Raw genomic sequence first — 24,091 nt, forward strand, 5'->3', positions numbered from 1 at the left:
ATTTCTAATTTAGCTTTCTTCTATTCCTTCATCCGAAAGTACACCGAACAAAGAACTACCAAAAATTAGTAATATTATTCCGAAATGCATAAAATAACTTAAACAATGACCCATTACGGCACCTTTTAAACCATAGAGATCAATAAAATAAATACTGGTAAAATAAATGATTACAAACAAAAATATTTCAAGCACAATGAAATGTGCAAACATTTTTTTCGCCAAGAATTGATAAGCTATAACCATGGATAAAACCCTCATAAAATCACCTAAAATTTGGTAACCGAATAATTCTTCAACAGGTTGAAAATCTTGTGTAAATAAAAGACTTACTAATAAGGATCTACTCAAATATATAACCAATAGAATTATGGCAAAAATTGGCATTATGGTTTTATAAAAACTAAACACTTCTTTTCTAAATTCTTTCTTGGTATTTATTTCAGCAAATCTTGGTAATATATACAATACCATCAATGAATTAATAAACATCAAATAATAATCAGAAACACGATTCATTGCCTGCCAATAACCTGCTTCTTTTAATCCAATTTCTGCAATTAAATAATTTCTAATAATAATTAAGACAATGGGAATGGCTATTGAAGAAACCAATGCCATAATCATATATGGGCTTAGATTGTTTAATACTGAAAAACTAAAATCGGATATTTTTATATAGTTCATTAAGTTCTTCCTGTATAGTATACCCACAATAGAAATTAAAAGGTTTAATGCTGGTGTAATGACCACTGCAACCAAAGCTCCATCAATATTATCTTGCCATATCAATAAAATGGTTACTAAAAGACCAAGAACTTGCCCGATAATATTGATTATGAATAGAATTTTATACTTCGAAAAACCATTCATTATGGCAAACACAAACATGTTTAATGCATAAAATGGCAATACAATTGAAAGTATCTCAATGACATAGGTGTACTTGTAATTCCCTTGAAATATTAAGCTATTAATATATTCGGCATTATAATAACATAAAAATGCCAAAAGCATTGAAGCGAAAAAGCCTAAGTAAAATACCGTAGACAATGTTTTACCAAGCTCGATAGAATTATTCTTAAACTTATCTATAAACTTTACTACCCCTTTATAGAGACCTGCAATAGCAACAGATTGAACTGCGCTAAGAAAATTCCTCAAGTTACCGATAAGAGCCATTCCCTCAGCTCCAATAAAAACTGCGATAAATTTTGAGACTAAAATTCCAGCAATAATCTTAACACTAATATTAGCCGTGTTAAGGCTAGCCGCCTTATTTAAGACTTCTGTGTTTATATAATCGAAAAATTTCTTCAATTAATAGGTGTTTAAGGCGTCAATAACGCTATTTACTTCATCATTGGTCATAATGGGACTCATCGGCAAACTTATTACTCTTTGATGAATCTTCTCTGTAATTGGCAAATTTAATTTGGAATAAACTTTCAATGCCTCTTGCTTATGCGGTGGTATTGGGTAATGAACCAACCAACCTATTTCATTTCTATCCAAATATTTTGAAAATTGGTCTCTGTCTTCAACTTCTACCACAAAGGCATAAAAAACATGATCGTTACTATTATTGTAGCTAGGTAGTTTTATCTTTGAATTTTTAATTTCTCTTAAATACATTTTAGCAATTTCTTGCCTTCTTTCATTATCCTTATTTAGAGATTTCAGTTTTATTGACAAGAATGAAGCTTGTAATCCATCAAGCCTGCTATTAAAGCCAACGATTTTATTCTGATACTTTTTCTCACTGCCATAATTAGACAACTTCCTAACAACATTTATTAATTGTAAGTCATTAGTCACCACTGCTCCGCCATCACCAAGTGCTCCAAGATTCTTACTTGGATAAAAACTAAATGCACCAGCATCAGCTAGGTTACCAGCCCTACCCATTTCACATGAGGCACCATGAGCTTGTGCAGCATCTTCTATTAACAAAATGTTCTTTTCGTCAGACATTTTCTTAATGGCTTCTACATCAGCCAATTGACCATATAAATGAACGACTATAATAGCTTTTATTTCTTCGTTTAAGATTGACTTTATCGCTTTAGATGAAATATTATAGCTATCTCTATCTGGCTCTATAAATACGGGAATTAGACCTGAATGGATTACAGAAAGAATTGTTGCGATAAATGTATTAGCCGGCACAAGCACTTTATCACCTTCATTTAATTGACCTAACTCTATATATCCCTTTAAGATTAAGGTTAAGGCATCTAAACCATTTCCTGCACCAACACAATACTTTGCGCCACAATAATCACTGAACTCATTTTCGAATTTTGTTACGCTTTTTCCTAAAATAAATTGTGATTCGTTTAGACTTTCACTTAAGACTTCATGAAACTGATCTCTAAATCTGTCGTTTATTTTATGTAGGTCTAGAAAGGGTATCATACTAAAGAAATTCTTAAAATATTCTGCTTATACTCATTGCAACCTAGTTCTATTTTTTGCCTCAGCAAGCCTATATTATATCCTTCTGGATATGATTTATCCATTACTGTTCCCATTGAAAAATAACTTTTCCCTTCAGCTTTGAATTTATAAATAAGATTGATAAATAAATATTCCAATGCTCGCTCTTTTTCACCTGAAGCTGTTGTTGCTCCATATTGTGATTTCACAATATGTCCTTTATCAAAAATAGTAATACCAGCTAATATTTCTCCTTTCAAATAGATATTAAACTGCTTTATATGATTGCTATATCTAGATTTTAATAACGAAATCTCCTGTAAAGTGTGAACTGGTTTAGTGTTATGTCTATCTTTTAATCGTGGTACCAAAACCTGATTCCAAAATTCATCAAAATTGTCCTCTTCCTTAATTTCAAACCCTTTGTCCTTATTTTTTCTATAATGTTTTAGTTTGGTTTTATGTATGCTTAAAGGCTTGTTGTAGTCAATAGCCAAAACCTTATTTGCACCAATAATATTTGCAGTATAATCCATCAATGCAGTAAACACATAATGAGATAAATCACATTGGTAGAATGTTGGTAATTCTCTGATTTCCAAAAACTTAAAACCAACATCCTTTAGAAAGGTTAATACTGCATCTACAACCGCTTTGATACTTTCAACATCTAAGTTTTTCCTTGTGATTAATCCACCATATGTTAGGCCTTGGTGTGAAATAAGTTCATCAGTACTTTTATTAGCGGGCAATACAGCAACTATCTCGTTATCCTTTCTTACAATAAGCGAAAAGTCATCAAACCTATCGCTGTGGTAGTCCATAAAGTTTCGATTGAACAAAAATGTACCTTCTTGAGAGTTCTCAATAAACGAATTCCATTCGGAAGCCTTTTCAGTGGTATATTTTTCTACTAGTATAATTTAGTCGTGAATTTAATAAGCTTAATTTTCAATCTAATATATTTACCACATTACCTTTTCCGTCAATTGATTTAATTACATCTTTATAACCTAAATTATTTAATTTAAGATTGTAACTAGAATCATCCTCCAAATTATCTAGGTACTTTGGGTTTTCGCTTAATGCTGCAAAAAGCACTCTAAATACATTGACATTAGATTTTAAATCTTTGTCATAACCCTCAGTTAGATTTCCATTCCATTTTATGGCGGCGATGTTTGAAAATATAGATTTTACCAGTTCTGGTTTCTCATTAGAATATAGGTCATTAAAACTTCTCAAACCAACCCAACCTCCATGGTCGGCTAATATAATGATTATCGAATTTTCGTCATTATCTGAAATATATGTAACAATATCCTTAAGCCAAACATTAACTTCCTCAATTCGGTCTAAATACCTAGATCTTTCCGTATCGATTGATTCATCAGTATTATAGAAAGCAACATGATGCGGCAATAATTTTTCTATAAAAAAGAACTTAGGGTTCTTATCTTCAGGTTTAAATACTTTTTTAAAATCTTTATATACATCTCTAACTTCGCTCCCTCCTATTGTTATATAAGGGAAATCACTCTTTTCGATGTTATAATGATCGTAAATCTTCTGCTTTTTATTCTGTTGAAAATATTCATCTTCAGCGATAAAATGTGTCTGGTATCCATTGTTGTTAAAAATGGAAACCACTGGATTATTGGTTGAGATTATCTCTCTTCCGTTTGCCATTTCAATTTTTGGAAATAACATATCAGCGAACTTATGCTGTTTCATAGCAAATAACGAGGCATTTGAAGTTAAACTGGCAGGATAATTACTTCTAAATCCATCATAAACCTTATATCCATTAGTCTCTAACCAACTAAACAAATCACTTTTTGCACTATATGGTGAAGAGTCAAACACTTGTTCAGACACATATCCGTCTGGCTGAATCATATAAACGTTTGGTGTTTTCTTGAACTTAACATTTTCTATATCATCAGGTTGTCTTACCCATGTATCTGGCTTAATATCCTCATAAGCATGGATAAGAATTCTTAACATTGACAAACCCGAAAACAACAATAGCATCACTATGATTTTCTTATAAAGTTTTCTAGGTTTGAAGGGTATTAATTTCCACAATGCAACAAGTGCAAGCAATAAAAAAACACGTTTTAAGGTAGAATTAAAATAAGTATGTGTTAGAAAAAAAATAACACCTATAACTAAAAACCAAAATAAAGCGTGTCCCTTATGTTTATGTAATTTCTTATTGGTTTTAAAACACATATAATAAACTGCGTTTAAGCCTACCGCAAATCCAATTAAACATGCCGAAAAAAAGAGTAGATGTGAAATTGAATTTAAAGCCCAATAATTATTGGCAACATAAAAGAGAATTGGAGCAATTCCTATTGCAACAAATGCGAGGATTGGTGACTCATGCTCACTGTCTATAAATGCGAGTATTTTTTGTTTTAGATTACTCAAGCTTTAATCTTCATTAAGTACATAACCCGCTCAGAGCTCTTTACTTCAAGCTTTTCGATAATATCAAAATATGCCGAATATGATTTTTCAAAATTAACAATGTTGTAAAAATCAAAATACGATTCAAATTCTCCTTTGGCTCTTAACAACCGTTTTACCCAGGAGTCATTTCGATTTGGAAACTCAATAATTAAATCTTTTGAAAAAATACTGAAAAACTTCGCGGATTCTATAAAAGGGACATTACCAGATAATGACATATGATGAATAACCGCTAAAGCCATAGTAACATCTGGTGAATATTGTTTGATTCGTTCTAAAAATGAACTTCGTTCTTTATTGTTTAAGCCAATTGCAGGTGATGGATTTAGCACATTTAGAACAAATGGTAAAATGTCCTTTTCTTTGTTCTTCTTCATTGTAAGATAATTGATATCTACTACATTGTTATCAATATCACATACAAGGTTTTCTTCAATTTTATAATCAATGAACCTTACGAATGTCCCATCGTTTCCTCCTACATCAATTAACTTCGTAGGATTCAAATTATTTATCCAGCTATTAATTATTGCAGATTTATGCTTAAATGCCTCGTCTGAATAGTTTGTTTTATCGTAATAATCAGACCATTCGGTTTGACCTTTAAGCTTTAAGTTTTTAATATGGCTGTATAAGCTTTCTATTATATTAAGTAATCCTTTTTTAGACAATTCCTTAACCTTAGTCTCGCCTTCATAATCGGTATTGTGCTTACTTTCTAGCTTTGCCAAAAGATGGATATTACTAAATAATGTAGGATTCAGTTTTGTTCTTTTAGGTAGCATTGAGCTAATTAATGTAACTGGTATTCCATCAATAAAATTGCTCATTAATTTTAACTGATCTGCACCATGATAATGTGCTAATACAAGAGGTCCAAAAAAATGCGTTATAAACTGCTTGTAAGCTCGCCAAGGTTGATTTTCTTTATAAAAATCAAAACTCAAAGTATCAATAAATATGGCATTCCCTTTATGAAACGTAATATTGAAGGCCGAAGCATCTTTGAGTGCAAACCCTCTTTCCAAGGCATATTTCTGAATCTTCAGAGTAAGAAGTGCCGCCTCTTTGTACATGTTAAAACTCCATTCATAAGGATAAGTTATAAATGGAATATGTTCTGGTTGAATTATAATTTCATTTTCTGAAATCGATAATTCTTTATGCGAAATCAATAAGGAATTTTCAAATAGACTTTTATAAAAGCCAGAGTTTTTAAGTTCTTTATATTGATTAAAATAAATAGGATTTATTACCCTTTTTATTACGCCATTATCTAAAAAAATGTAACCTGAAGGATCTCTAAATGAAGAAGAATGAAGTTCTTTAGAATCCACTTTACTTAGTATTGTCTACATCAGAATCTTTAACATCAATATCATCAAACACATCATCCTCCATTGGTTTAGCTAAACCCAGAAACAGTTTAATCTTGTACATCAAATTCTTAGAAAATAAAACTACACCTGCAACAGCCGCCACAATAGCTTGTATTATCATTGCACCTAAACCTGGATCGAAATAAAGAAAATGCATTTAACTAGTTTTTGTAAATATAAAACTTCTAATTTTTATTAGTAGTCAAATAATAAATATTAACGGACAAAATTGCAGCATTTGCAATAATAATAGGGAGTCCTATTCTTAAACTAGGCATTAAAAAGCCATAGAGTACAAATAAAACACAACCGGTCATATTAACTATCCTCAACTTTTTAACTTCTTTCATAGTAAAGGACAATAAAACCATAAATGAGGCCAAATAGCCTATGTATTCAGTGCCAGTGATGCCGAACAGCTCCATAATAAAATGGATTAAATATTCTTTGATCGCTTACGATCTACTTCCTTTAATAAAATCTTACGTAATCTTAAGTGATTTGGTGTTACCTCAACATATTCATCTTTCTGAATATATTCTAAGGCTTCCTCTAATGAAAATTTAATTGCAGGTACAATTTTAGCCTTGTCATCTGCACCAGCAGATCTTACATTACTCAATTTTTTGGTCTTGGTAACATTAACAACCATATCATCACCTCTAGAGTTTTCACCTATGACTTGCCCTTCGTAAATATCTTCTCCTGGGTTTATGAAAAATTTCCCACGTTCTTGAAGCTTGTCTATTGAATATGGAATTGCTTGACCATTTTCCATAGATACTAAAGAACCATTTTGTCGTTCAGGAATTCCTCCCTTCAACGGTCTATATTCCTTAAATCTATGTGCCATAATGGCTTCACCAGCAGTAGCTGTTAATAGCTGATTTCTCAAGCCAATAATTCCACGAGAAGGCACTATAAACTCACATACCATACGATCACCTTTGGCTTCCATACTTAGCATTTCTCCTTTACGCATAGTTACCATTTCAATGGCCTTACCCGAAACAGCTTCTGGTAAATCTATGGTCATCTCTTCAAATGGTTCACATTTTTCGCCATTAATTTCTTTAATGATTACTTGTGGTTGACCAATCTGAAGCTCATACCCTTCTCTACGCATTGTTTCAATTAGTACCGATAAGTGTAAAACACCACGGCCAAAAACCATAAATTTATCTGCACTATCAGTCTCTTCAACTCTTAACGCTAAGTTTTTTTCTAACTCTTTTGTAAGACGTTCTTTTATATGGCGTGAGGTTACAAATTTACCATCCTTCCCAAAAAATGGAGAATCATTAATGGTAAAAAGCATGCTCATTGTTGGCTCATCAATTGCGATAGTTTTTAATCCTTCAGGGTTTTCAAAATCTGCAACAGTATCTCCAATTTCAAATCCTTCTAAACCAACTATAGCACAAATATCTCCCGATTGAACTTCATCAACTTTCTTGCGTCCTAAACCTTCAAACGTATGCAGTTCTTTAATCTTACTTTTTACAACAGAACCATCGCGTTTCACTAAGGAAATTTGTTGATTTGCTCTTAAACCACCTCTAGTTAATCTACCAATGGCAATTCGACCTGTAAATGATGAAAAATCTAATGAGGTAATAAGCATTTGAGTAGAACCTTCGGTAATTTTTGGTTCAGGTATATGATCAATTACCATGTCTAACAATGGTTCAATATTAGTAGTTGGTTGCTGCCAATCTTCACTCATCCAGTTGTGTTTAGCAGAACCATAAACTGTTGGGAAATCTAATTGCCATTCCTCTGCTCCAAGTTCAAACATTAAATCAAACACCTTTTCATGTACTTCATCTGGAGTACAATTTTCTTTATCAACCTTGTTTATGACTACACATGGTTTAAGTCCCAAATCAATTGCCTTTTGCAGTACAAATCTTGTCTGTGGCATTGGTCCTTCAAAAGCATCAACTAACAGTAAAACACCATCCGCCATGTTTAAAACACGCTCTACCTCACCACCAAAATCGGCGTGACCAGGAGTATCGATAATATTAATCTTGGTATCCTTATAAACAACTGAGACGTTTTTAGAAGTAATTGTGATTCCTCTCTCACGTTCTAAATCATTATTATCAAGAATTAAATCACCAGTGTTTTCATTCTCACGGAACAATTGGCAATGATACATTATCTTATCTACCAAAGTAGTTTTACCATGGTCTACGTGGGCAATTATTGCAATGTTTTTAATCTTAGTCATAACTGATGCTGATTTTAAGCGTGCAAAGGTAAGTCTAATTAGCTGTAAATCGTTAATTATATGTTATTATTTCATTTACAAGCAATTTGAGTTCGTATCTTACGTTATTGATTTGATTAATAGTAAAAAGCCTGCTCCAAACCAATCGCTAATTTCTGGCATTTTACATCTGAACCCTTAACAATTAATAACAGATGAAAGCAATTAGTAAATACACTCGTTTTATCCCTTACCTTTATTTTATTTCGGTAATAGTATATTGGTTTACATATACTAATAGAACAGAAGGGATTTCTGCCTATCCAATTTTATTATTCGGTATTCCTTTTATATGGCAACTTATTAAACCAAACCGGAATCTCAATTTTTCATTAGGAATTATCTTTGTTTGTGTATCCTCGTACTTAATATTGGCCTATGGACTAGCATTACTAGATGTTGTTAACTGGTTTGGCGCTACAACTTCAATTTTTACAAGTATTGGGCTATTTATATTAGGTAGCTTTGTTATGGCATTATGGATGATTCGCAATAGTATTCAGAAGCAATTTTGACCTCGAGATGTTTTAGGCATTAAAATATTATCTTTGCGACTTAATATTAAGTCAATTGCTTTGATAACAGTTCCTAAAATAAAACATTCAGATTCTAATAATTTTTTTCTTTTATGTGGTCCTTGTGCCATAGAGGGAGAAGACATGGCATTACGTATTGCAGAAAAAGTCGTTTCTATTACAGACAAACTTGAAATCCCTTATGTTTTTAAAGGTAGTTTCAAAAAAGCTAATCGTAGTAGAGTTGACAGTTTTACCGGTATTGGAGATGAAAAAGCACTTAAAATATTAAGGAAAGTATCTGAAACTTTTGATATACCAACTGTAACTGATATTCATGAAGTATCTGATGCATCAAAGGCTTCACATTATGTTGATGTATTGCAAATTCCTGCGTTTTTAGTCCGGCAAACAGATTTAGTAGTTGCAGCCGCAAAAACAGGCAAGGTTGTTAACCTTAAGAAGGGCCAGTTTATGAGCCCTGAAGCCATGAAGCACGCTGTACAAAAAGTGAAAGATGCCGGAAATGAAAATGCATGGATTACAGATCGAGGCACCATGTTTGGATACCAAGATATGATTGTAGATTTCAGAGGTATACCTACCATGCGACAATATGCTCCAACAGTATTAGATGTTACCCATTCGTTGCAACAACCAAATCAGTCCATTGGTGTCACAGGTGGTAGGCCGGAAATGATTGAAACTATTGCAAGAGCAGGTGTAGTTAATAATGTTGATGGCCTTTTCATTGAAACACATTTTGACCCGTCTAATGCTAAAAGTGATGGCGCTAATATGCTTCATTTAGACAACTTAGAAGGTTTATTAACAAATCTTGTTGCTATTCGAAAACTGGTTAATTCTTTTTAGGTTTTTTTTGAACCTAAAATCAATTTAAAAGGATTTATATTTATTTCTAATTGTTTATTAATGACATAAAGAATCACTTCATCATTTATATCTTCAACCGATTTATATCTTAAAGATGTAACTGATTTTCTATTTGCAGTTACGTAATGCTCTCTGTATTTATCTAATTTTTCTCCGTGCCAAAAGGCCAGATCTACATAATCTTTTGACTTATTAAGATAACAAATTGGCAAACTGCCATTATAATAAAATGGTATTCGCCATTTAAAGTGCAATTCGGGTTTAGGAAGAATAGCTTCCACAATAGCTTGAAGTTGTAATAAAATAGATCTATAAGGCTCTTCTTGTTTAAGAATATAGGTTTCAGCTGGATTCATATTGCAAAACTATACATGTATTGTTTCAAAATAGGCTGGTATATTTTTATAAGCATCAGTATTTTCCTTAAATTTAGCAATAACCAATCAAATCAAACTTACCTCACATCTTTATTTATAAAGAACACAATCCAAATGATAAATCTGGAACAGATAATTACATTATTAAACTTAACTCAATTCAGCGGATTGCAATGAAATTAACCAAACAATTAATAAACGAATTAGATCAGTGGTTAGATAATTATTGGAAAACCTATATAAAAGGTGATCTTAAAACGTGGTCTCAATTTCTCAGTGACGATTATTATAATATTGGTGGGACAGAGGAAGAAATATGGCATAATAAGCAAGAAGTGCTCGACTACACCAAAAAGATATTAGATCAACTAAAAAATAAAGTTGAACTCCGTAATCGAAGCATTGATGTTATAACATATGAAAAACATGTCATGGTCAATGAGTTTACCGACATGTATGTTCTGAATAACAACAATTGGGAGTTTTACGGTCCTTTTAGATTGTCTTCGTTTATAGAACAAACAGAAAATGGTTGGCTTGTACTTCACCAACATGGTTCTTTCCCAGACATGAAAGCTGCTGAAGGTGAAGCATTTGGTCTTGATGTCTTAAAGGCAGAAAATGAAAGATTGCAAAAAGCCGTATCAGAGCGCACACATCAATTAGAGCACAAAAATCGCGAACTAGAAATTGAAGGTGCATTAGAGCGTATTAGAGCACAAGCTGTTGCTATGAAAGCATCATCAGATCTACTCGACATTGTCGTTACCATGCGCAACGAGTTCATTCAACTCGGTCACGAAGCCCATTATTTCTGGCACATGATGTGGTTACAAGAAACTTACGAAAAAGCTATGACCTCTGGAGATGGCAGTAAAATTGGATTTGTAATGACTCTGCCAAGGCATATTCATGGTGACGTCCCATTACTCGCTAAATGGGAAAAAAGCAAAAAATCAACCGTTGTGTATGCAATGACTACGGAAGAATCTATAGACTATGTAGATAAAATGGTTGAGCTTGGTGATTTTAAAAATATAGATCCTCAAGCACCAAGTCACGACGATCTTAAGCATATAGGAGGATTAACCTTTATCATGGCAAGAACCACGCATGGTGAGATTGGTTATAGTTTACCAGGAATTGTAAAAAACCCACCAAAAGAAGATTTAGAAATTTTAGTCCGTTTCGCAGGAGTATTTGACCTCGCGCATAAACGTTTTCTAGACCTTCAAAAGGCTGAAAAGCAAGCACGAGAAACGCAGATAGAACTCGCACTTGAAAAAGTGAGAAGTCGCACTATGGCCATGCAACATAGTGATGAATTACAAGAAACTTCATTCTTATTAGATCAGCAGGTACGAGCGTTAGGCATTGAAACTTGGGGTTGTGCCTTTAATATTTATGGAGAAAAAGAATCTACGGAATGGTTTGGAAACGAAAAAGGTGTTTTACCAACCTATACCGTTCCACATAAAGGCATATTTAAAGATTATTACAATAAAGGCAAAAAAGGGGAATCACTTTATATTAAAGAATTTTCAGGTAAAGCATGTGTAGCGCATTACGAATATATGAGTACGCTTCCAGTAATAGGAGATGTTCTATTAAAATTAAAAGAAACAAACGACGGCTTTCCGACCTATCAAATAGATCATGTCGTTTATTTTAAATATGGGTATTTACTGTTCATAACCAAAGAGCATGTTCCAGATTCACATGACGTTTTTAAACGTTTTGCGAAAGTCTTCGAGCAAACCTACACACGTTTCCTCGACCTCCAAAAAGCAGAAGCTCAAGCGAAAGAAGCTCAAATAGAAGCAGCTTTAGAGCGTGTTCGCTCAAAAAGTATAGCTATGCATGATAGTAATGAACTCAAAGAAGTTATTCAAGTAATATATGACCAATTTATACATTTAGGTATTAATGTTGAACATGCTGGTTTTATTATAGATTATAAAGAAAATGATGATATGCATATTTGGCTAGCAGACAAAAATGCTATATTTCCAAAAATTGTACTTCCATATTTTGATTGTGCTCATTGGAACAGTTTTAATAATGCCAAAAAAAAGGGACTAAATTTCTTCGCTAATCAATTGGATTTTGAAGAAAAAAACAAATTTTACAAAGACCTTTTTGAGTTTATTCCAGATTTGCCAGAAGAAACAAAAGCAACCTATTTCAGTTTTGATGGCTTAGCGATATCCACAATGCTATCAGATAATGTTGGGCTATATATCGAGAATTATGCAGGCATTCCTTTTTCAGAGGCTGAGAATAAAATTTTAATGCGCTTTGGCAAAGTATTTCAGCAAACGTATACACGTTTTCGCGACCTTCAAAAAGCAGAAGCGCAAGCAAGAGAAGCACAAATTGAAACCGCCTTAGAGCGCGTACGTTCACATTCTATGGGAATGCAAAGTACTAACGATTTTGGTGCAGTTACAACAGAAATGTTTAATCAATTACGAAATTTAGGCGAAGACTTATTTGCTACAGGTATTGTATTTTGTGATAAACACGAAGGCCATGTAGAACAATGGCATAGTATACCAAATGGTGGTATGTTAAGTCCCATTATTGTACCTATAGATTTAGACTACATCCACCAATACCGTTATGACCAATGGAAAAAAGGTGAAGAACTATTTTCTATAGAAATTCCGAGTGATTTTATAGAACAACATTTTGAAGATATTTTTAACCTTCCTTCAGCACAAGTAGCGCTTAAAGATTTAGAGTCTCGGAATGCACCTATGCCTGCTGCACCGCCATGGGAAATAGATTATGGTGCTTCTTTTAAAAACGGTTACATCCTAGCATCCTCTTTACAACATTTTGAAAACATAGATATCCTTTCGCGATTTGCAAAAGTTTTTGAGCAAGCCTATACTCGATTTTTAGATCTCCAAAAAGCCGAAGCACAGATTAGAGAAGCTGAGATAGAGGCTGCTTTGGAGCGCTTGAGAAGTGCTTCAATGGCGATGCATAAAACAGAAGATTTATTTGAAGTTGTTATGGTTTATTTTGAGCAGCTTAAGAAATTAAATATTGAATTTGTTCAATCATGGATAACTATTTTTCATGTAGAAGAAGGTTATGTAGATGTTTGGTTCTCACCACTTGAAGGTGTGTATGAAGACCCTAAACATTTTAAAATGCAAAGTGAACTTTTTGAAGATACTACTATTAAATCATGGAAAGATGGGCTTCCATTTTCATATATTCATTTGACATCTAAAGAAGAAGTTAATCAGTTTATGAAAGTTTGTGATGACGTTACTGCATCCAATTATTTTATGACCATTCAAAATAAATTAAAATTAAACCAATTTGAGTTTGTAGATGCTAACAATAAATATGGTTGCATAAGTAAATCGAATGTGGTTAAAGCAACTAAAGAAGAAGAGGAAATTTTACAACGATTCTCAAAAGTTTTCGAACAAACATACACACGCTTCCTTGATTTACAAAAAGCTGAAGAACAAGCTAGAGAAGCACAAATTGAAACAGCTTTAGAAAGGGTTAGAAGTCGCGCAATGGCTATTCGTAGTAGCATTGAATTAGACCAAGTGATACAAACCATTTTTAAAGAATTAAAAAACTTGGAAATTAATTTGACGGAATGCAGTATTGTAGCTTATGACACTAATCAAAAAGATTTGATATTTTGGAGCGCGGGTCCTTTAGGTTCTGCACAACCATCTAGTGTTAAATTACAGTATATAGACCATCCTTTGTTAGAAAATCTTTTTAAGGATTTTAAAAATGGGATTAAATATCGCTCTGGAGTACTCTCGGGAAAATTATTAAAGACATGGTGGCAAAGAGTATTTACCGAAACAGACTTTAGACACGCGCCAAAAGAATTTATTGATTCTTGGAAAAAGGTTAAAAGCCTTTGCTATTCACAGTTTGCGATGACTCATGGTTATTTAGAATTTTTAGGTGAATCACCACTACCAGAAGATAAAGTTGAAATTTTAAAACGTTTTACAAATGTTGTAGACCTTACCTATACGCGATATGATGATGTAGTGAAAGCAGAAGCTCAAACCCGAGAAGCACAAATTAATTTAGCTGTGGAACGTGTAAGGGCTAAAGCCTTGGCTATGCATAAATCTGAAGAGATTATGGAAGTGGTTGCCAAACTTAAAGAAGAAGTGATGGCATTGGATATTCCTGATGTGATTGCTGCTACTATTTTTTTAAGTGAAGAAGAAGATAAAGTAAGAATGTGGGATCTTTCTACACTAGAAAAAGAGAACGACATTGATGGTTATCAAATCCCTTTTGATATTACATTTAAGCTAAAGAAAAAAGATCCCAATTTATATGTGAAACGTGTTTGGGATAATCCCGAAAATTATTTTTTAGAAGTACAAGATGCAAAAGACTTAAAAAGAATTGTAGAATGGCTCAGAGAAAATAATTTAGAAGACATTGCCAATGAAGTTGAACAACACACTAAAACATCAAATTTAGAGCGATTACATCATGCCGTAAAAAAATTGAATAACGGAAAATTGGTTATCGACTTATTAAATGCACCTTCAGACGAAATGGAAACCATTTTAACCAAAATGGGTGCCGCATTTGATTTAGCTTATAAACGTTTTGAAGACCTTCAAAAAGCCGAAGCACAAACTAGAGAAGCAAAGATTGAGGCTGCTTTAGAAAAAGTGAGAAGCCGAACCATGGCCATGCAGAAAGGTGAAGAAGTTAAAGATGTAGTGGTTCTTTTATATAAAGAACTTATTGCACTTGGCGTTACCAATTTTGCAACTTGTGGTTATGTAGAAATTAATGAGAAAACTAATTTGCAATCCACTTGGGTTACAAGTCCAGGTGGAGACTCTTTAGGGTTATTCTATCTTCCTTTAACTGGAGACGTCTATTTTGACGCACGTTACGAGGCATGGAAAAATCAACAACCGGTATTCCACCAAACAGTAACTGGTAAAGAACGAAGAAAACATCTTGAATATGCCATTACCACATTTAATTCAAAAGAGGCAGAAGAAATGGTTCTTAATCAATTCCCTGACCCAACTGTATTTTATTGCTTTAATTTTTCACATGGATACTTACACCTGGTTTCAGGCTCTCAACTTAATGAAGAAGAAGAGACTTTACTCGCTAGGTTTACGAGGGTATTTGAACAAACCTATGCACGTTTCTTAGATCTGCAAAAAGCAGAAGCACAGGCTAGAGAGGCGCAAATAGAGAATGCTTTAGAAAAAGTCCGTTCACGTTCCTTAGCAATGCATAAACCAGAGGAACTACAGGAAGTGGTAGCTGTGGTGGCAGAAAAACTAAAAGAACTGGGAGTTATATTTGATGCAGGAGGAGTTATACTTTGCACTTACTTCCCAGACAACAAAGATGTTGTGCATTGGATTGCTGTTGATGACTTCTCATCTTCAGGACGTTATTTTGTGCCGTATTTTGATAATCCTATTTTTAACGATGCTTGGGATTCCAAAATCAAAGGTGATACCTATTTTTCAAAAGAATTTACAGTAGAAGCGAAAAATGATTTTTTTCAACAAGCCTTTGAAAATAGTGATTATAAGAAAATGCCTGAGGATTACAAACAGTTTGTCCTTCAGGCTGACAGCCATAATCTATCAGCCGCTTGGTCAAAAAATTCAGCTATTATTATACCCTCATTAACCGGAGATGTACCTTCTGAAAATGATGCAGACATAATGAAACGTTTTGCAAATGTTTTTGAACAAGCCTATATACGATTCTTAGATCTACAAAAAGCAGAAGCGCTGGCAAGAGAAGCGCAAATAGAAACTGCCTTAGAAAAAGTACGTTCGCGAACCATGGCTATGCAACATAGTGATGAGTTACCAAAAGCAGCTAACAATTTGTTTTTACAAGTACAAGAATTGGGCATACCTGCATGGAGTGCAGGTTATTGTATTTGGGAAGACAAAACAAAAAAAAGTACTTGGTGCAATATGAGTAGTGAAGGAGAAATTCAAAAAGGATTTTCATTACCAACTGTTGGCGAAGGTTATAATTTTGAAAAGCCATTAAAAAATGGAGAAGCCTTTCATGTAGAAGAATTAGGTGGTAAAGCACTTGTAAAGCATTACGACTTTATGAAAACACTACCTATTATCGGAGAAATCTTATCAGATTTTGATGCTAAAGGAATTGAATTACCAACCTTTCAAATTTTCCATATTGTTTTTTTCGAACATGGTTATGTCATGTTCATTACCTATGAAGCTGTACCAGAGGCTCATGGTATATTTAAACGCTTTGGGCAAGTGTTTGAACAAACCTATACACGTTTTCTAGACTTAAAAAAAGCAGAAGCCCAATCTGACTTGATCAGAAAAGAAAAAGAACGTTTAGAAGTTGTACTATCTGACCTAAAAGCAACACAATCTCAGCTTATCCAAGCTGAAAAAATGGCATCGCTTGGTGAGCTCACCGCAGGTATCGCGCACGAGATACAGAATCCACTCAACTTTGTCAATAATTTCTCTGACGTGAGTAAAGAACTGCTCGAAGAAATGCAAGAAGAGATTGAAAATGGCGATTTAGAAGAGGCTAAAGCCATTATGGATGATGTGGTGCAGAATCTAGATAAAATAAACCATCATGGTCAGCGCGCAGATAGTATTGTAAAGGGTATGTTGCAGCACAGTCGTGCCAGTGGCGATAAAAAAGAACCTACTGATATTAATGCATTGGCAGAAGAATATCTTCGGTTAGCTTATCATGGTTTACGTGCCAAGGATCAATCCTTTAATGCAGAATTGGTGACAGATTTTGACGATTCTATGCAAAACATTAACATAATACCTCAAGACGTTGGGCGTGTTATTCTTAACCTGTTAACTAACGCGTTTTATGTGGTTAATGAAAAGAAAAAAACAGGGATTGAAGGTTATAAGCCAACAGTATCTATTAGTACAAAACGCATAAAAGATTTTGTAGAAATTAGTGTCGAAGACAATGGTAACGGTATGCCAGAGTCTGTAAAGGAAAAAATATTTCAGCCTTTCTTTACTACCAAACCTACAGGTGAAGGTACAGGTTTAGGATTATCCTTAAGTTATGATATAATTACCAAAGGTCATGGCGGAAAATTAATGGTAAAGTCAGATCAAGGAAAAGGCACAATATTTAAAATTGAACTGCCACTATAATAAAGAGAAACTATGTCAAACAGAAAGTTAAATATAGGTATTGCTTGCCTACTTTTTATTTTTTCTATTGGGTTAATCTATGCTCAAAACGATCGTGTTAAAGACTTACTGCAACAATTAGAAGTTGCCACACATGACAGTACTCGAGTTTATGCAAATAAACAATTGGGCTATTTTTATCAGCATAGTAATCAGGAAAAAGCTATAAATTATTTTAATGATGGTGTAATTGCCGCCAAACGCTCTAATGATAGTTTGCAATTAGCGAACTTATTTTACAGTATTGGCTATACCTTTAGTGTTAAACAAGAATTACCAAATGCAATAGAAAACTACCTCGATGCCGCACGTATTTATGAAAAATTAAAAGATGATTGGCGTTTAGTTAATACTTATATGGGCATATCTAATCTTTATATCTCAGACGAGGATGTAGACAAACAAGCTCAATATTTAGATTATGCAGAAGATTTGGTTTTAAAAGGAAACGACAGTGTTCAATTGGGCAATTTTTATAGCCACAAGGGGGTTATATATGACCAAAGAAAATCCTACGATTCTGCAATCGTTTACTTAAAAAAGAGTCTTAAAATAGCCCAACAAATAAAAAACAAAAACTCTATTGCAGCTGCTCTCACAAATCTAGGACTTACATACAAGCATATTGGAAATACTAATGATGCCCTTAACTATTATAAACAGGCATTAAACATCTATGAGGAAGAAAAAAACGATTTTTCTCTTGGTATATTATATAACAATATTGCCTCAGCCCATGCTCAAAAACAAGATTATAAATCTGGTGAAGAAGCATTCAATAAAAGTATAGATTATGCAAACATCGTCGGGTCACAACAAATACTGTTACAAGATTACAAGGACTTGGCCACGATGTACGGCAAACAACCAGATTACAAAAAACAAGCTGAGTTTTTAGAAAAATATTATTCTCTTAAAGACAGCCTCTTCACTGCCGAAAAAGAAAATCAATTCTCACAATTAGAAAGTGATTATATAATTGAAAAGAAAGATTTGGAGCTTGAAGCACAGCAACTTGATATTGAGAAAAAACAAATACAGAATACCATTTATATCATTCTGTTTTCATTTAGTGTGGTCATTTTAGGATTATTGTTGTTCTATTATAAACGATCTCGCAAAAAGAATAATCTTTTACAATCTCAGAACCAACTTATTATTGAGCAGAAAGATGCATTAGAAACCACCTTATCCGATCTTAAATCTACACAATCACAATTAATCCAATCAGAGAAAATGGCGAGTCTAGGGGAACTTACTGCTGGCATTGCCCACGAGATTCAAAACCCACTTAACTTCGTCAATAATTTCGCTGAGGTTAGCAATGAGCTTATTGATGAAATGTTAGAAGAATTAGACAATGGAGATATTGAAGAGGGAAAGGCCATTGCCAATGATGTGAAGCAAAACTTAGAGAAAATAAACCATCATGGTAAGCGAGCTGATGGTATTGTAAAAGGAATGTTACAACATAGTCGTAATAATTCTGGGGAAAAGGAACTTGTAGACCTCAATAAACTCACTGATGAGTTTATGCGATTAGCCTATCACGGCCTACGTGCTAAGGACAAAAGTTTTAATGCTACACTTGAAACAGATTTTGACCCTAAACTAGGAGTAATAAATGTTGTGAGCCAAGAAATTGGTCGCGTAATTTTAAATTTATTCACCAATGCATTTTATGCTGTAAATGAACGCCAATCCACCACTGAGTCTAATGATTATAAACCAACAATATCTTTAACTACTAAAAGATTAAAAAATAGTATTACTGTGGCTATAAAAGACAATGGTAATGGCATACCGAGCGAAGTAGTGAGTAAAATTTTTGAACCTTTTTTTACAACAAAACCCACTGGTAAGGGTACTGGACTAGGCTTATCTATGAGTTATGATATTATTAAAGCACACAATGGTCAATTAGAAGTATATACCAAAACTGGTGAGTTCACTGAATTTAAAATCACATTACCTATTAAAACCAAAAAATCATGAAGATATTAGTAGTAGACGACGAACACGATGTTCAACTTCTTTTTCAGCAACGGTTTAGAAAAGAAATTAGAAAAGGTGAACTCAACTTTGTATTTGCATTTTCTGGAGAAGAAGCACTAGAAACACTTCGAAATATGGAACATGAAGCTGTTCTTATCCTATCCGATATTAACATGCCAGGAATGAGTGGACTTCAACTATTAGAGATTATTAAGAAAGACTTTATAGCTCCTCCTCCTGTTGTAATGATGGTAACAGCGTATGGTGATGATGAGAATTATAATACTGCCAAAGAACTTGGAGCTGATGATTTCATCACTAAACCAGTAGATTTTAAATTATTAAAAGAAAAACTAATACAGAATATATAATGGCTAAGATATTAGTAGTTGATGACGAAACGGATTTAGAAGTACTTATAAAACAGAAATTCCGAAAAAAAATTAGGTCACAGGAATATGAATTCCTATTTGCAATAAACGGAAAAGATGCTTTAGTTAAGATTAACCAAAACCCTGAGGTAGATATCGTTTTAAGTGATATAAATATGCCAGAAATGGATGGTCTTACCCTACTCTCAGAATTAAGCGAATTGAGTCCATTAATAAAGTCGGTAATTGTATCTGCCTATGGTGATATGGATAATATTAGAACAGCCATGAATAGGGGAGCTTTTGATTTTATTACAAAACCAATAAACTTTGAGGATTTAACCATAACCATGGAAAAAACCATAGAACATGCAAGACATCTCAAGGAAACGCTACAAGCAATAAAAGAAAACAACATTCTTAAAATGTATGTAGATGAGAATGTATTGAACTTTATGGGAAACAAAGAGTTTGAGACTACTATGATGACTAATGAAACCATTGAGGGGACTGTAATGTTTATAGACATTTGTGATTTTACAAGTATTAGTGAAACGACCGCTGCAGATAAAGTGGTTAAGATGATCAATGCCTATTTTGATGAAATAGTTAAAGAGATCATTGATCAGAAAGGTTATATAGATAAATTTATTGGTGATGCAATTATGGCAGTATTCAGAGGAGAATACCACCTTGACAGAGCTATTGATGTAGCACTTGCTGTAAGGGACAAATTAAACGATTTGACCGAAATCGGAGAAGATGTTGGCTTTATACCAAAGGTATCTATTGGTATTAAAAGTGGTGAAATGGTGTCTGGTAATATTGGTTCGGTAAGTTTAAAAAGATTAGACTATACCGTAATTGGAGACAATGTTAATACTGCAGCAAGACTAGAGGACACAGCTAAACCAAATCAAATAATCATTTCAGAAGATTGCTATGAAAAGGTCAAAGAGTCCTTTAAATGTAATAAAGTTGGTACTGTGCAATTAAAAAACAAAACTGCACCAGTAACTATATACGAAGTGATTGAATAGACATTTTTTTAGCAAATTAAAAAATCCGTAATATCCCTATAACCAACAGTGCTATCCCAATTATGGCCTTAAATGGCATTAATTGATCGGACAGTTTTCTCAAAGTAGTTTCTAGCGCCGGAACTTTTCCAAAAACATGGGTAAGTAATAATATACCTCCTAATATGCTTACGATATTAAACAATAAATTATTCCAAAATGTAATTAAGGGTAAAATGACCAAAACACCACCAATTACTGTTTGAAATGGTGCTAATGAGCTGGCAATTTTATTAAAAAAGTTACTCTCGCCATCCCATTTATCTAATGTAGCAAGTCCTAGAAGTATACCACCCGCAATATTTGCAATTGTCAATACAATCCCAACCATAGTCGTAAAATTTAAGTTCATTATAAATTTAAGAATAACTTAGAATTTATTTGTGGTAATGAAATAATTTATTTTACTTTGTATTTCAAAGTACTTTTCTAATTATGAGCAACGAAGATTATTTAAAAGACATTAGCGAGATTAAAAACTTAATGAATAAATCATCTCGCTTTATTTCCTTAAGTGGTTTATCAGGTATCCTAGCAGGAATATATGCTTTAATAGGCGCATCAATAACTTATCATCTTGTAAACACATACAGTTATGGTACCTTGATCCTCGATGGTTGGGTATTTAGAACTTCAATGCTCATACTTTTGGCCGTAGCTTTATTAAGTATTGTTACAGGTATTTTTCTTACCACTAGAAAGGCTAAGAAAAACGGAGAAAAAATTTGGGACAATTCATCAAAGCGATTGTTATTCAATTTTTTAATTCCTTTGATAGTTGGTGGTTTGTACTGCATCATTATTCTAGGTCAAGGTCGCTATGGACAAACTGCAGGTTTGATGCTAATTTTTTATGGACTTGCCCTAGTAAATGCTTCAAAATACAGTATTGGAGACATTAAATACTTAGGGTTTATTGAGATTATTCTTGGGTTAATTGCCGCATTTTATCCTGGTTACGGTTTTTGGCTTTGGGTAGCTGGTTTTGGAATAATGCATATAGTTTACGGAACATGGATGCACTTTAAATACGACTCTAAATAAAATTAATATGGTTATTAGTAAACGTTTAGGCATAATTTTGGGTATTGCAATTGTTATATTAATAATTCCTTTAATTGCAATGCAATTTACCTCGGAAGTAAATTGGGACATTGGAGATTTTATAATCGCCGGAATACTATTATTAGGAACAGGTATATTACTAGAATTAATTCTAACAAAATCAAAAAAGCACAAGACTTTACTAATAGTAACAGTCATAGTTTTACTTTTGCTAATCTGGATGGAAATGTCAGTAGGTATATTTGGATCTCCAATTGCTGGTAGCTAATATTTATGAGTATTATAACAAATATTAATAAGCTTTTTGACCATAGGATAAGACTTGGAATAATGTCTATTTTAATGGTTAACGAACATGCAGATTTTAATACGCTAAAGGAATTACTTGGTGCAACCGACGGTAATCTGGCAAGCCATACAAAAGCGTTGGAAAAAGCAGAATATATTATGGTAGAAAAACAATTTATTGGTCGAAAGCCAAACACACGATATAGCGCAACCAAACTGGGAAAGGCCGAGTTTAAAAAACATATTGAAGCATTAGAAAAATTAATTAAGACATCCTAAAACCTATTTTTTTACGTATTTACTTTGAAATACAAAGTACTTTTAATAAATCATATAATTATCATGGAAAACAACGACAACAAAAACACTACCCAGTCAAATAACAAATTTGGACATTGGTTAAAAACCTCAATCACAGCTAGAATGATAATAGTAGGAGTTCTTACAATGGTTTTATTAATTCCCCTTGCCTATGTAAACATCCTTATCGAAGAACGCTCATATAGACAACAAAATGTAGTTAGTGAGATAAATACTAAATGGGGAAATGATATCATTATTTATGGACCAATTTTAAAAGTACCTTATAAGACCTACACAGAAATTTCTAAACTAAATGAAAAGACAAAATCCTATATAAAAGAAACCAAAACCCATATTAACTATGCCTATATCTTCCCTGAAGAATTGACAACAGACGCTAAAGTTAATTCTAAATCATTGTATTTAGGAAACTTTGAATCGGCAGTGTTTACAGCAAATATGGAACTCAGCGGGAAATTCAATAAAGTTGATCTTAGTACCAAAGGCATTAAAGACAAAGAAATTATATGGGATAAAGCAACAATGCTTTTTAAAACCACAAACTTAAAGGGGATAAAAACTGAGATGGCGATTCAACTCAACAACAAAAGCTATCTTTTTGAAACAAATTTTAGTGAAAATTCTCAACATAGACTAGATGAACTTGAAACGAATTTTATAGGTAAATCCCTCTTGGATGACTCATTTAAATTCGGTATGAATGTTACTTATGACGGCAGTGAACAAATCAAACTAATTCCTGTTGGTAAAACCACTACTATGACTATGGAATCTAATTGGGCTGATCCTGGTTTTATTGGTAACTATTCCCCAAATGACGAAACAAGAAGTATCACCGAAGACGGATTTAAAGTAGATTGGAAAGTATTATCAGTAAATAGAGCATTCTCTCAACAATACTTAAAGAAGCTTCCCAACCTCCATCAGTTTGCATTTGGGACTAAGTTTGTAGTGCTAGTAGATGAATATCAAAAAAGTGAACGTTCTGCCAAATATGGATTTTTAGTCATAGGCCTAACCTTTCTGTTATTCTTTCTTATACAAACCTTAAGCAAGATAAATATTCATCCCTTTCAATATCTAATGATTGGTCTTGCATTAATTATGTTCTATACGCTACTTGTATCTATATCAGAACATAGCAACTTCTTAAAAGCCTATTTAATTGCTGGTATTTCAGTTGTAGCTCTAATAACGCTTTACTCTAAATCCATACTTAAAAATCTGAAATTTCCTGTGTTTATAGGATTATCGTTAACGGCTTTATACTCATTTATCTACGTTATCATTCAATTGGAAAATTATGCGCTTTTAGTAGGTAGTATTGGACTATTTGTAATCCTTGCCATTGTAATGTATGTATCACGTAAAATAGACTGGAATAACGGTTAAACA

The 24,091-nt window shown here is 33.2% G+C and carries 19 protein-coding genes; 10 read left to right on the top strand and 9 right to left on the bottom strand.

Translation table 11 applies throughout. The features are described from left to right. Positions 1–9 precede the first annotated feature (9 nt). The 7 genes from LBV24_RS00260 to typA all read right to left on the bottom strand — a co-directional run bounded on the left by LBV24_RS00260 (position 10) and on the right by typA (position 8,532). The gene (locus LBV24_RS00260; protein ID WP_224476603.1) at positions 10–1,320 is read right to left on the bottom strand and encodes an O-antigen translocase; all 1,311 of its coding nucleotides are present in this window, start codon (positions 1,318–1,320) and stop codon (positions 10–12) included. Next, on the bottom strand, positions 1,321–2,418 hold the full coding sequence (locus LBV24_RS00265) for a DegT/DnrJ/EryC1/StrS family aminotransferase (RefSeq protein ID WP_224476604.1): 1,098 nt from the start codon (positions 2,416–2,418) through the stop codon (positions 1,321–1,323). Then, positions 2,415–3,263: a FemAB family protein gene (locus tag LBV24_RS00270; RefSeq protein WP_224476605.1), complete on the bottom strand. Its 849-nt coding sequence runs from the start codon at positions 3,261–3,263 to the stop codon at positions 2,415–2,417. The genes LBV24_RS00265 and LBV24_RS00270 overlap by 4 nt, the downstream gene beginning before the upstream one ends. Before the next feature lie 127 nt (positions 3,264–3,390). Beyond that, positions 3,391–4,875: a sulfatase-like hydrolase/transferase gene (locus LBV24_RS00275; protein WP_224476606.1), complete on the bottom strand. Its 1,485-nt coding sequence runs from the start codon at positions 4,873–4,875 to the stop codon at positions 3,391–3,393. Continuing rightward, positions 4,872–6,254 carry a class I SAM-dependent methyltransferase gene (locus LBV24_RS00280; RefSeq protein WP_224476607.1) on the bottom strand — a complete coding sequence of 461 codons (1,383 nt, stop codon included), beginning with the start codon at positions 6,252–6,254 and terminating at the stop codon, positions 4,872–4,874. Before LBV24_RS00280 ends, LBV24_RS00275 begins: the two co-directional genes overlap by 4 nt. Position 6,255: 1 nt before the next feature. Next, a complete protein-coding gene (locus tag LBV24_RS00285; RefSeq protein WP_224476608.1) occupies positions 6,256–6,453 on the bottom strand; it encodes a hypothetical protein in 198 nt (65 codons plus the stop codon). A gap of 279 nt (positions 6,454–6,732) precedes the next feature. Further along, on the bottom strand, positions 6,733–8,532 hold the full coding sequence (typA, locus tag LBV24_RS00295) for a translational GTPase TypA (RefSeq protein ID WP_224476610.1): 1,800 nt from the start codon (positions 8,530–8,532) through the stop codon (positions 6,733–6,735). 194 nt (positions 8,533–8,726) lie between these two features. On the opposite strand from typA, the gene LBV24_RS00300 reads away from it, so the two are divergent. Then, positions 8,727–9,086, top strand: coding sequence for a hypothetical protein (locus tag LBV24_RS00300; protein ID WP_224476611.1), 360 nt, complete (start codon positions 8,727–8,729; stop codon positions 9,084–9,086). A 54-nt stretch (positions 9,087–9,140) separates the two neighbouring features. Next, positions 9,141–9,959 carry a 3-deoxy-8-phosphooctulonate synthase gene (gene kdsA / locus LBV24_RS00305; protein ID WP_224477145.1) on the top strand — a complete coding sequence of 273 codons (819 nt, stop codon included), beginning with the start codon at positions 9,141–9,143 and terminating at the stop codon, positions 9,957–9,959. Here the strand turns inward: kdsA and LBV24_RS00310 are convergent. Next, entirely contained in the window at positions 9,956–10,336 is a 381-nt protein-coding gene (locus LBV24_RS00310; protein WP_224476612.1) for a DUF1801 domain-containing protein, read from the bottom strand. The two genes, kdsA and LBV24_RS00310, sit on opposite strands and share 4 nt — an antisense overlap. 194 nt (positions 10,337–10,530) lie before the next feature. On the opposite strand from LBV24_RS00310, the gene LBV24_RS00315 reads away from it, so the two are divergent. The 4 genes from LBV24_RS00315 to LBV24_RS00330 are packed head-to-tail and all read left to right on the top strand — an operon-like array spanning position 10,531 to position 20,980. Next, positions 10,531–17,535 (top strand): ATP-binding protein, encoded by a 7,005-nt coding sequence (locus LBV24_RS00315; protein ID WP_224476613.1) that lies wholly within the window; start codon positions 10,531–10,533, stop codon positions 17,533–17,535. A gap of 12 nt (positions 17,536–17,547) precedes the next feature. Then, positions 17,548–19,569: a tetratricopeptide repeat protein gene (locus LBV24_RS00320; protein WP_224476614.1), complete on the top strand. Its 2,022-nt coding sequence runs from the start codon at positions 17,548–17,550 to the stop codon at positions 19,567–19,569. Beyond that, complete coding sequence (locus LBV24_RS00325) at positions 19,566–19,940, top strand: response regulator (protein WP_224476615.1); 375 nt, start codon at positions 19,566–19,568, stop codon at positions 19,938–19,940. Before LBV24_RS00320 ends, LBV24_RS00325 begins: the two co-directional genes overlap by 4 nt. Beyond that, a complete protein-coding gene (locus LBV24_RS00330) occupies positions 19,940–20,980 on the top strand; it encodes an adenylate/guanylate cyclase domain-containing response regulator (protein ID WP_224476616.1) in 1,041 nt (346 codons plus the stop codon). Before LBV24_RS00325 ends, LBV24_RS00330 begins: the two co-directional genes overlap by 1 nt. A gap of 16 nt (positions 20,981–20,996) precedes the next feature. On the opposite strand, the gene LBV24_RS00335 is transcribed toward LBV24_RS00330, so the two are convergent. Beyond that, a complete protein-coding gene (locus tag LBV24_RS00335; protein WP_224476617.1) occupies positions 20,997–21,350 on the bottom strand; it encodes a hypothetical protein in 354 nt (117 codons plus the stop codon). Positions 21,351–21,454: 104 nt separating this feature from the next. Here LBV24_RS00335 and LBV24_RS00340 point away from each other — a divergent pair, with 104 nt between their 5' ends. The 4 genes from LBV24_RS00340 (at position 21,455) to creD (ending at position 24,088) form a co-directional block, all read left to right on the top strand. Then, positions 21,455–22,063 (top strand): hypothetical protein, encoded by a 609-nt coding sequence (locus LBV24_RS00340; protein WP_224476618.1) that lies wholly within the window; start codon positions 21,455–21,457, stop codon positions 22,061–22,063. A 7-nt stretch (positions 22,064–22,070) separates the two neighbouring features. After that, positions 22,071–22,352 carry a hypothetical protein gene (locus tag LBV24_RS00345; RefSeq protein WP_224476619.1) on the top strand — a complete coding sequence of 94 codons (282 nt, stop codon included), beginning with the start codon at positions 22,071–22,073 and terminating at the stop codon, positions 22,350–22,352. Positions 22,353–22,357: 5 nt separating this feature from the next. Beyond that, positions 22,358–22,651, top strand: coding sequence for a winged helix-turn-helix domain-containing protein (locus LBV24_RS00350; RefSeq protein WP_224476620.1), 294 nt, complete (start codon positions 22,358–22,360; stop codon positions 22,649–22,651). Between the two features lie 63 nt (positions 22,652–22,714). After that, the gene (creD, locus tag LBV24_RS00355) at positions 22,715–24,088 is read left to right on the top strand and encodes a cell envelope integrity protein CreD (RefSeq protein ID WP_224476621.1); all 1,374 of its coding nucleotides are present in this window, start codon (positions 22,715–22,717) and stop codon (positions 24,086–24,088) included. Positions 24,089–24,091: the final 3 nt, after the last annotated feature.

The organism is Winogradskyella vincentii (assembly GCF_020166345.1).
In the GTDB taxonomy this organism is placed as follows: Bacteria; Bacteroidota; Bacteroidia; order Flavobacteriales; family Flavobacteriaceae; genus Winogradskyella; species Winogradskyella vincentii.

Excerpts from the sequence above, each read along its gene's own strand:
- LBV24_RS00350 (WP_224476620.1), top strand. The coding sequence starts at position 22,358 with ATGAGTATTATAACAAATATTAATAAGCTTTTTGACCATAGGATAAGA.
- LBV24_RS00300 (WP_224476611.1), top strand. The coding sequence starts at position 8,727 with ATGAAAGCAATTAGTAAATACACTCGTTTTATCCCTTACCTTTATTTT.
- LBV24_RS00325 (WP_224476615.1), top strand. The coding sequence starts at position 19,566 with ATGAAGATATTAGTAGTAGACGACGAACACGATGTTCAACTTCTTTTT.
- LBV24_RS00315 (WP_224476613.1), top strand. The coding sequence starts at position 10,531 with ATGAAATTAACCAAACAATTAATAAACGAATTAGATCAGTGGTTAGAT.
- LBV24_RS00345 (WP_224476619.1), top strand. The coding sequence starts at position 22,071 with ATGGTTATTAGTAAACGTTTAGGCATAATTTTGGGTATTGCAATTGTT.
- LBV24_RS00320 (WP_224476614.1), top strand. The coding sequence starts at position 17,548 with ATGTCAAACAGAAAGTTAAATATAGGTATTGCTTGCCTACTTTTTATT.
- LBV24_RS00270 (WP_224476605.1), bottom strand. The coding sequence starts at position 3,263 with ATGGACTACCACAGCGATAGGTTTGATGACTTTTCGCTTATTGTAAGA.
- LBV24_RS00285 (WP_224476608.1), bottom strand. The coding sequence starts at position 6,453 with ATGCATTTTCTTTATTTCGATCCAGGTTTAGGTGCAATGATAATACAA.
- typA (WP_224476610.1), bottom strand. The coding sequence starts at position 8,532 with ATGACTAAGATTAAAAACATTGCAATAATTGCCCACGTAGACCATGGT.
- LBV24_RS00330 (WP_224476616.1), top strand. The coding sequence starts at position 19,940 with ATGGCTAAGATATTAGTAGTTGATGACGAAACGGATTTAGAAGTACTT.
- LBV24_RS00340 (WP_224476618.1), top strand. The coding sequence starts at position 21,455 with ATGAGCAACGAAGATTATTTAAAAGACATTAGCGAGATTAAAAACTTA.
- LBV24_RS00265 (WP_224476604.1), bottom strand. The coding sequence starts at position 2,418 with ATGATACCCTTTCTAGACCTACATAAAATAAACGACAGATTTAGAGAT.
- creD (WP_224476621.1), top strand. The coding sequence starts at position 22,715 with ATGGAAAACAACGACAACAAAAACACTACCCAGTCAAATAACAAATTT.
- LBV24_RS00335 (WP_224476617.1), bottom strand. The coding sequence starts at position 21,350 with ATGGTTGGGATTGTATTGACAATTGCAAATATTGCGGGTGGTATACTT.
- LBV24_RS00310 (WP_224476612.1), bottom strand. The coding sequence starts at position 10,336 with ATGAATCCAGCTGAAACCTATATTCTTAAACAAGAAGAGCCTTATAGA.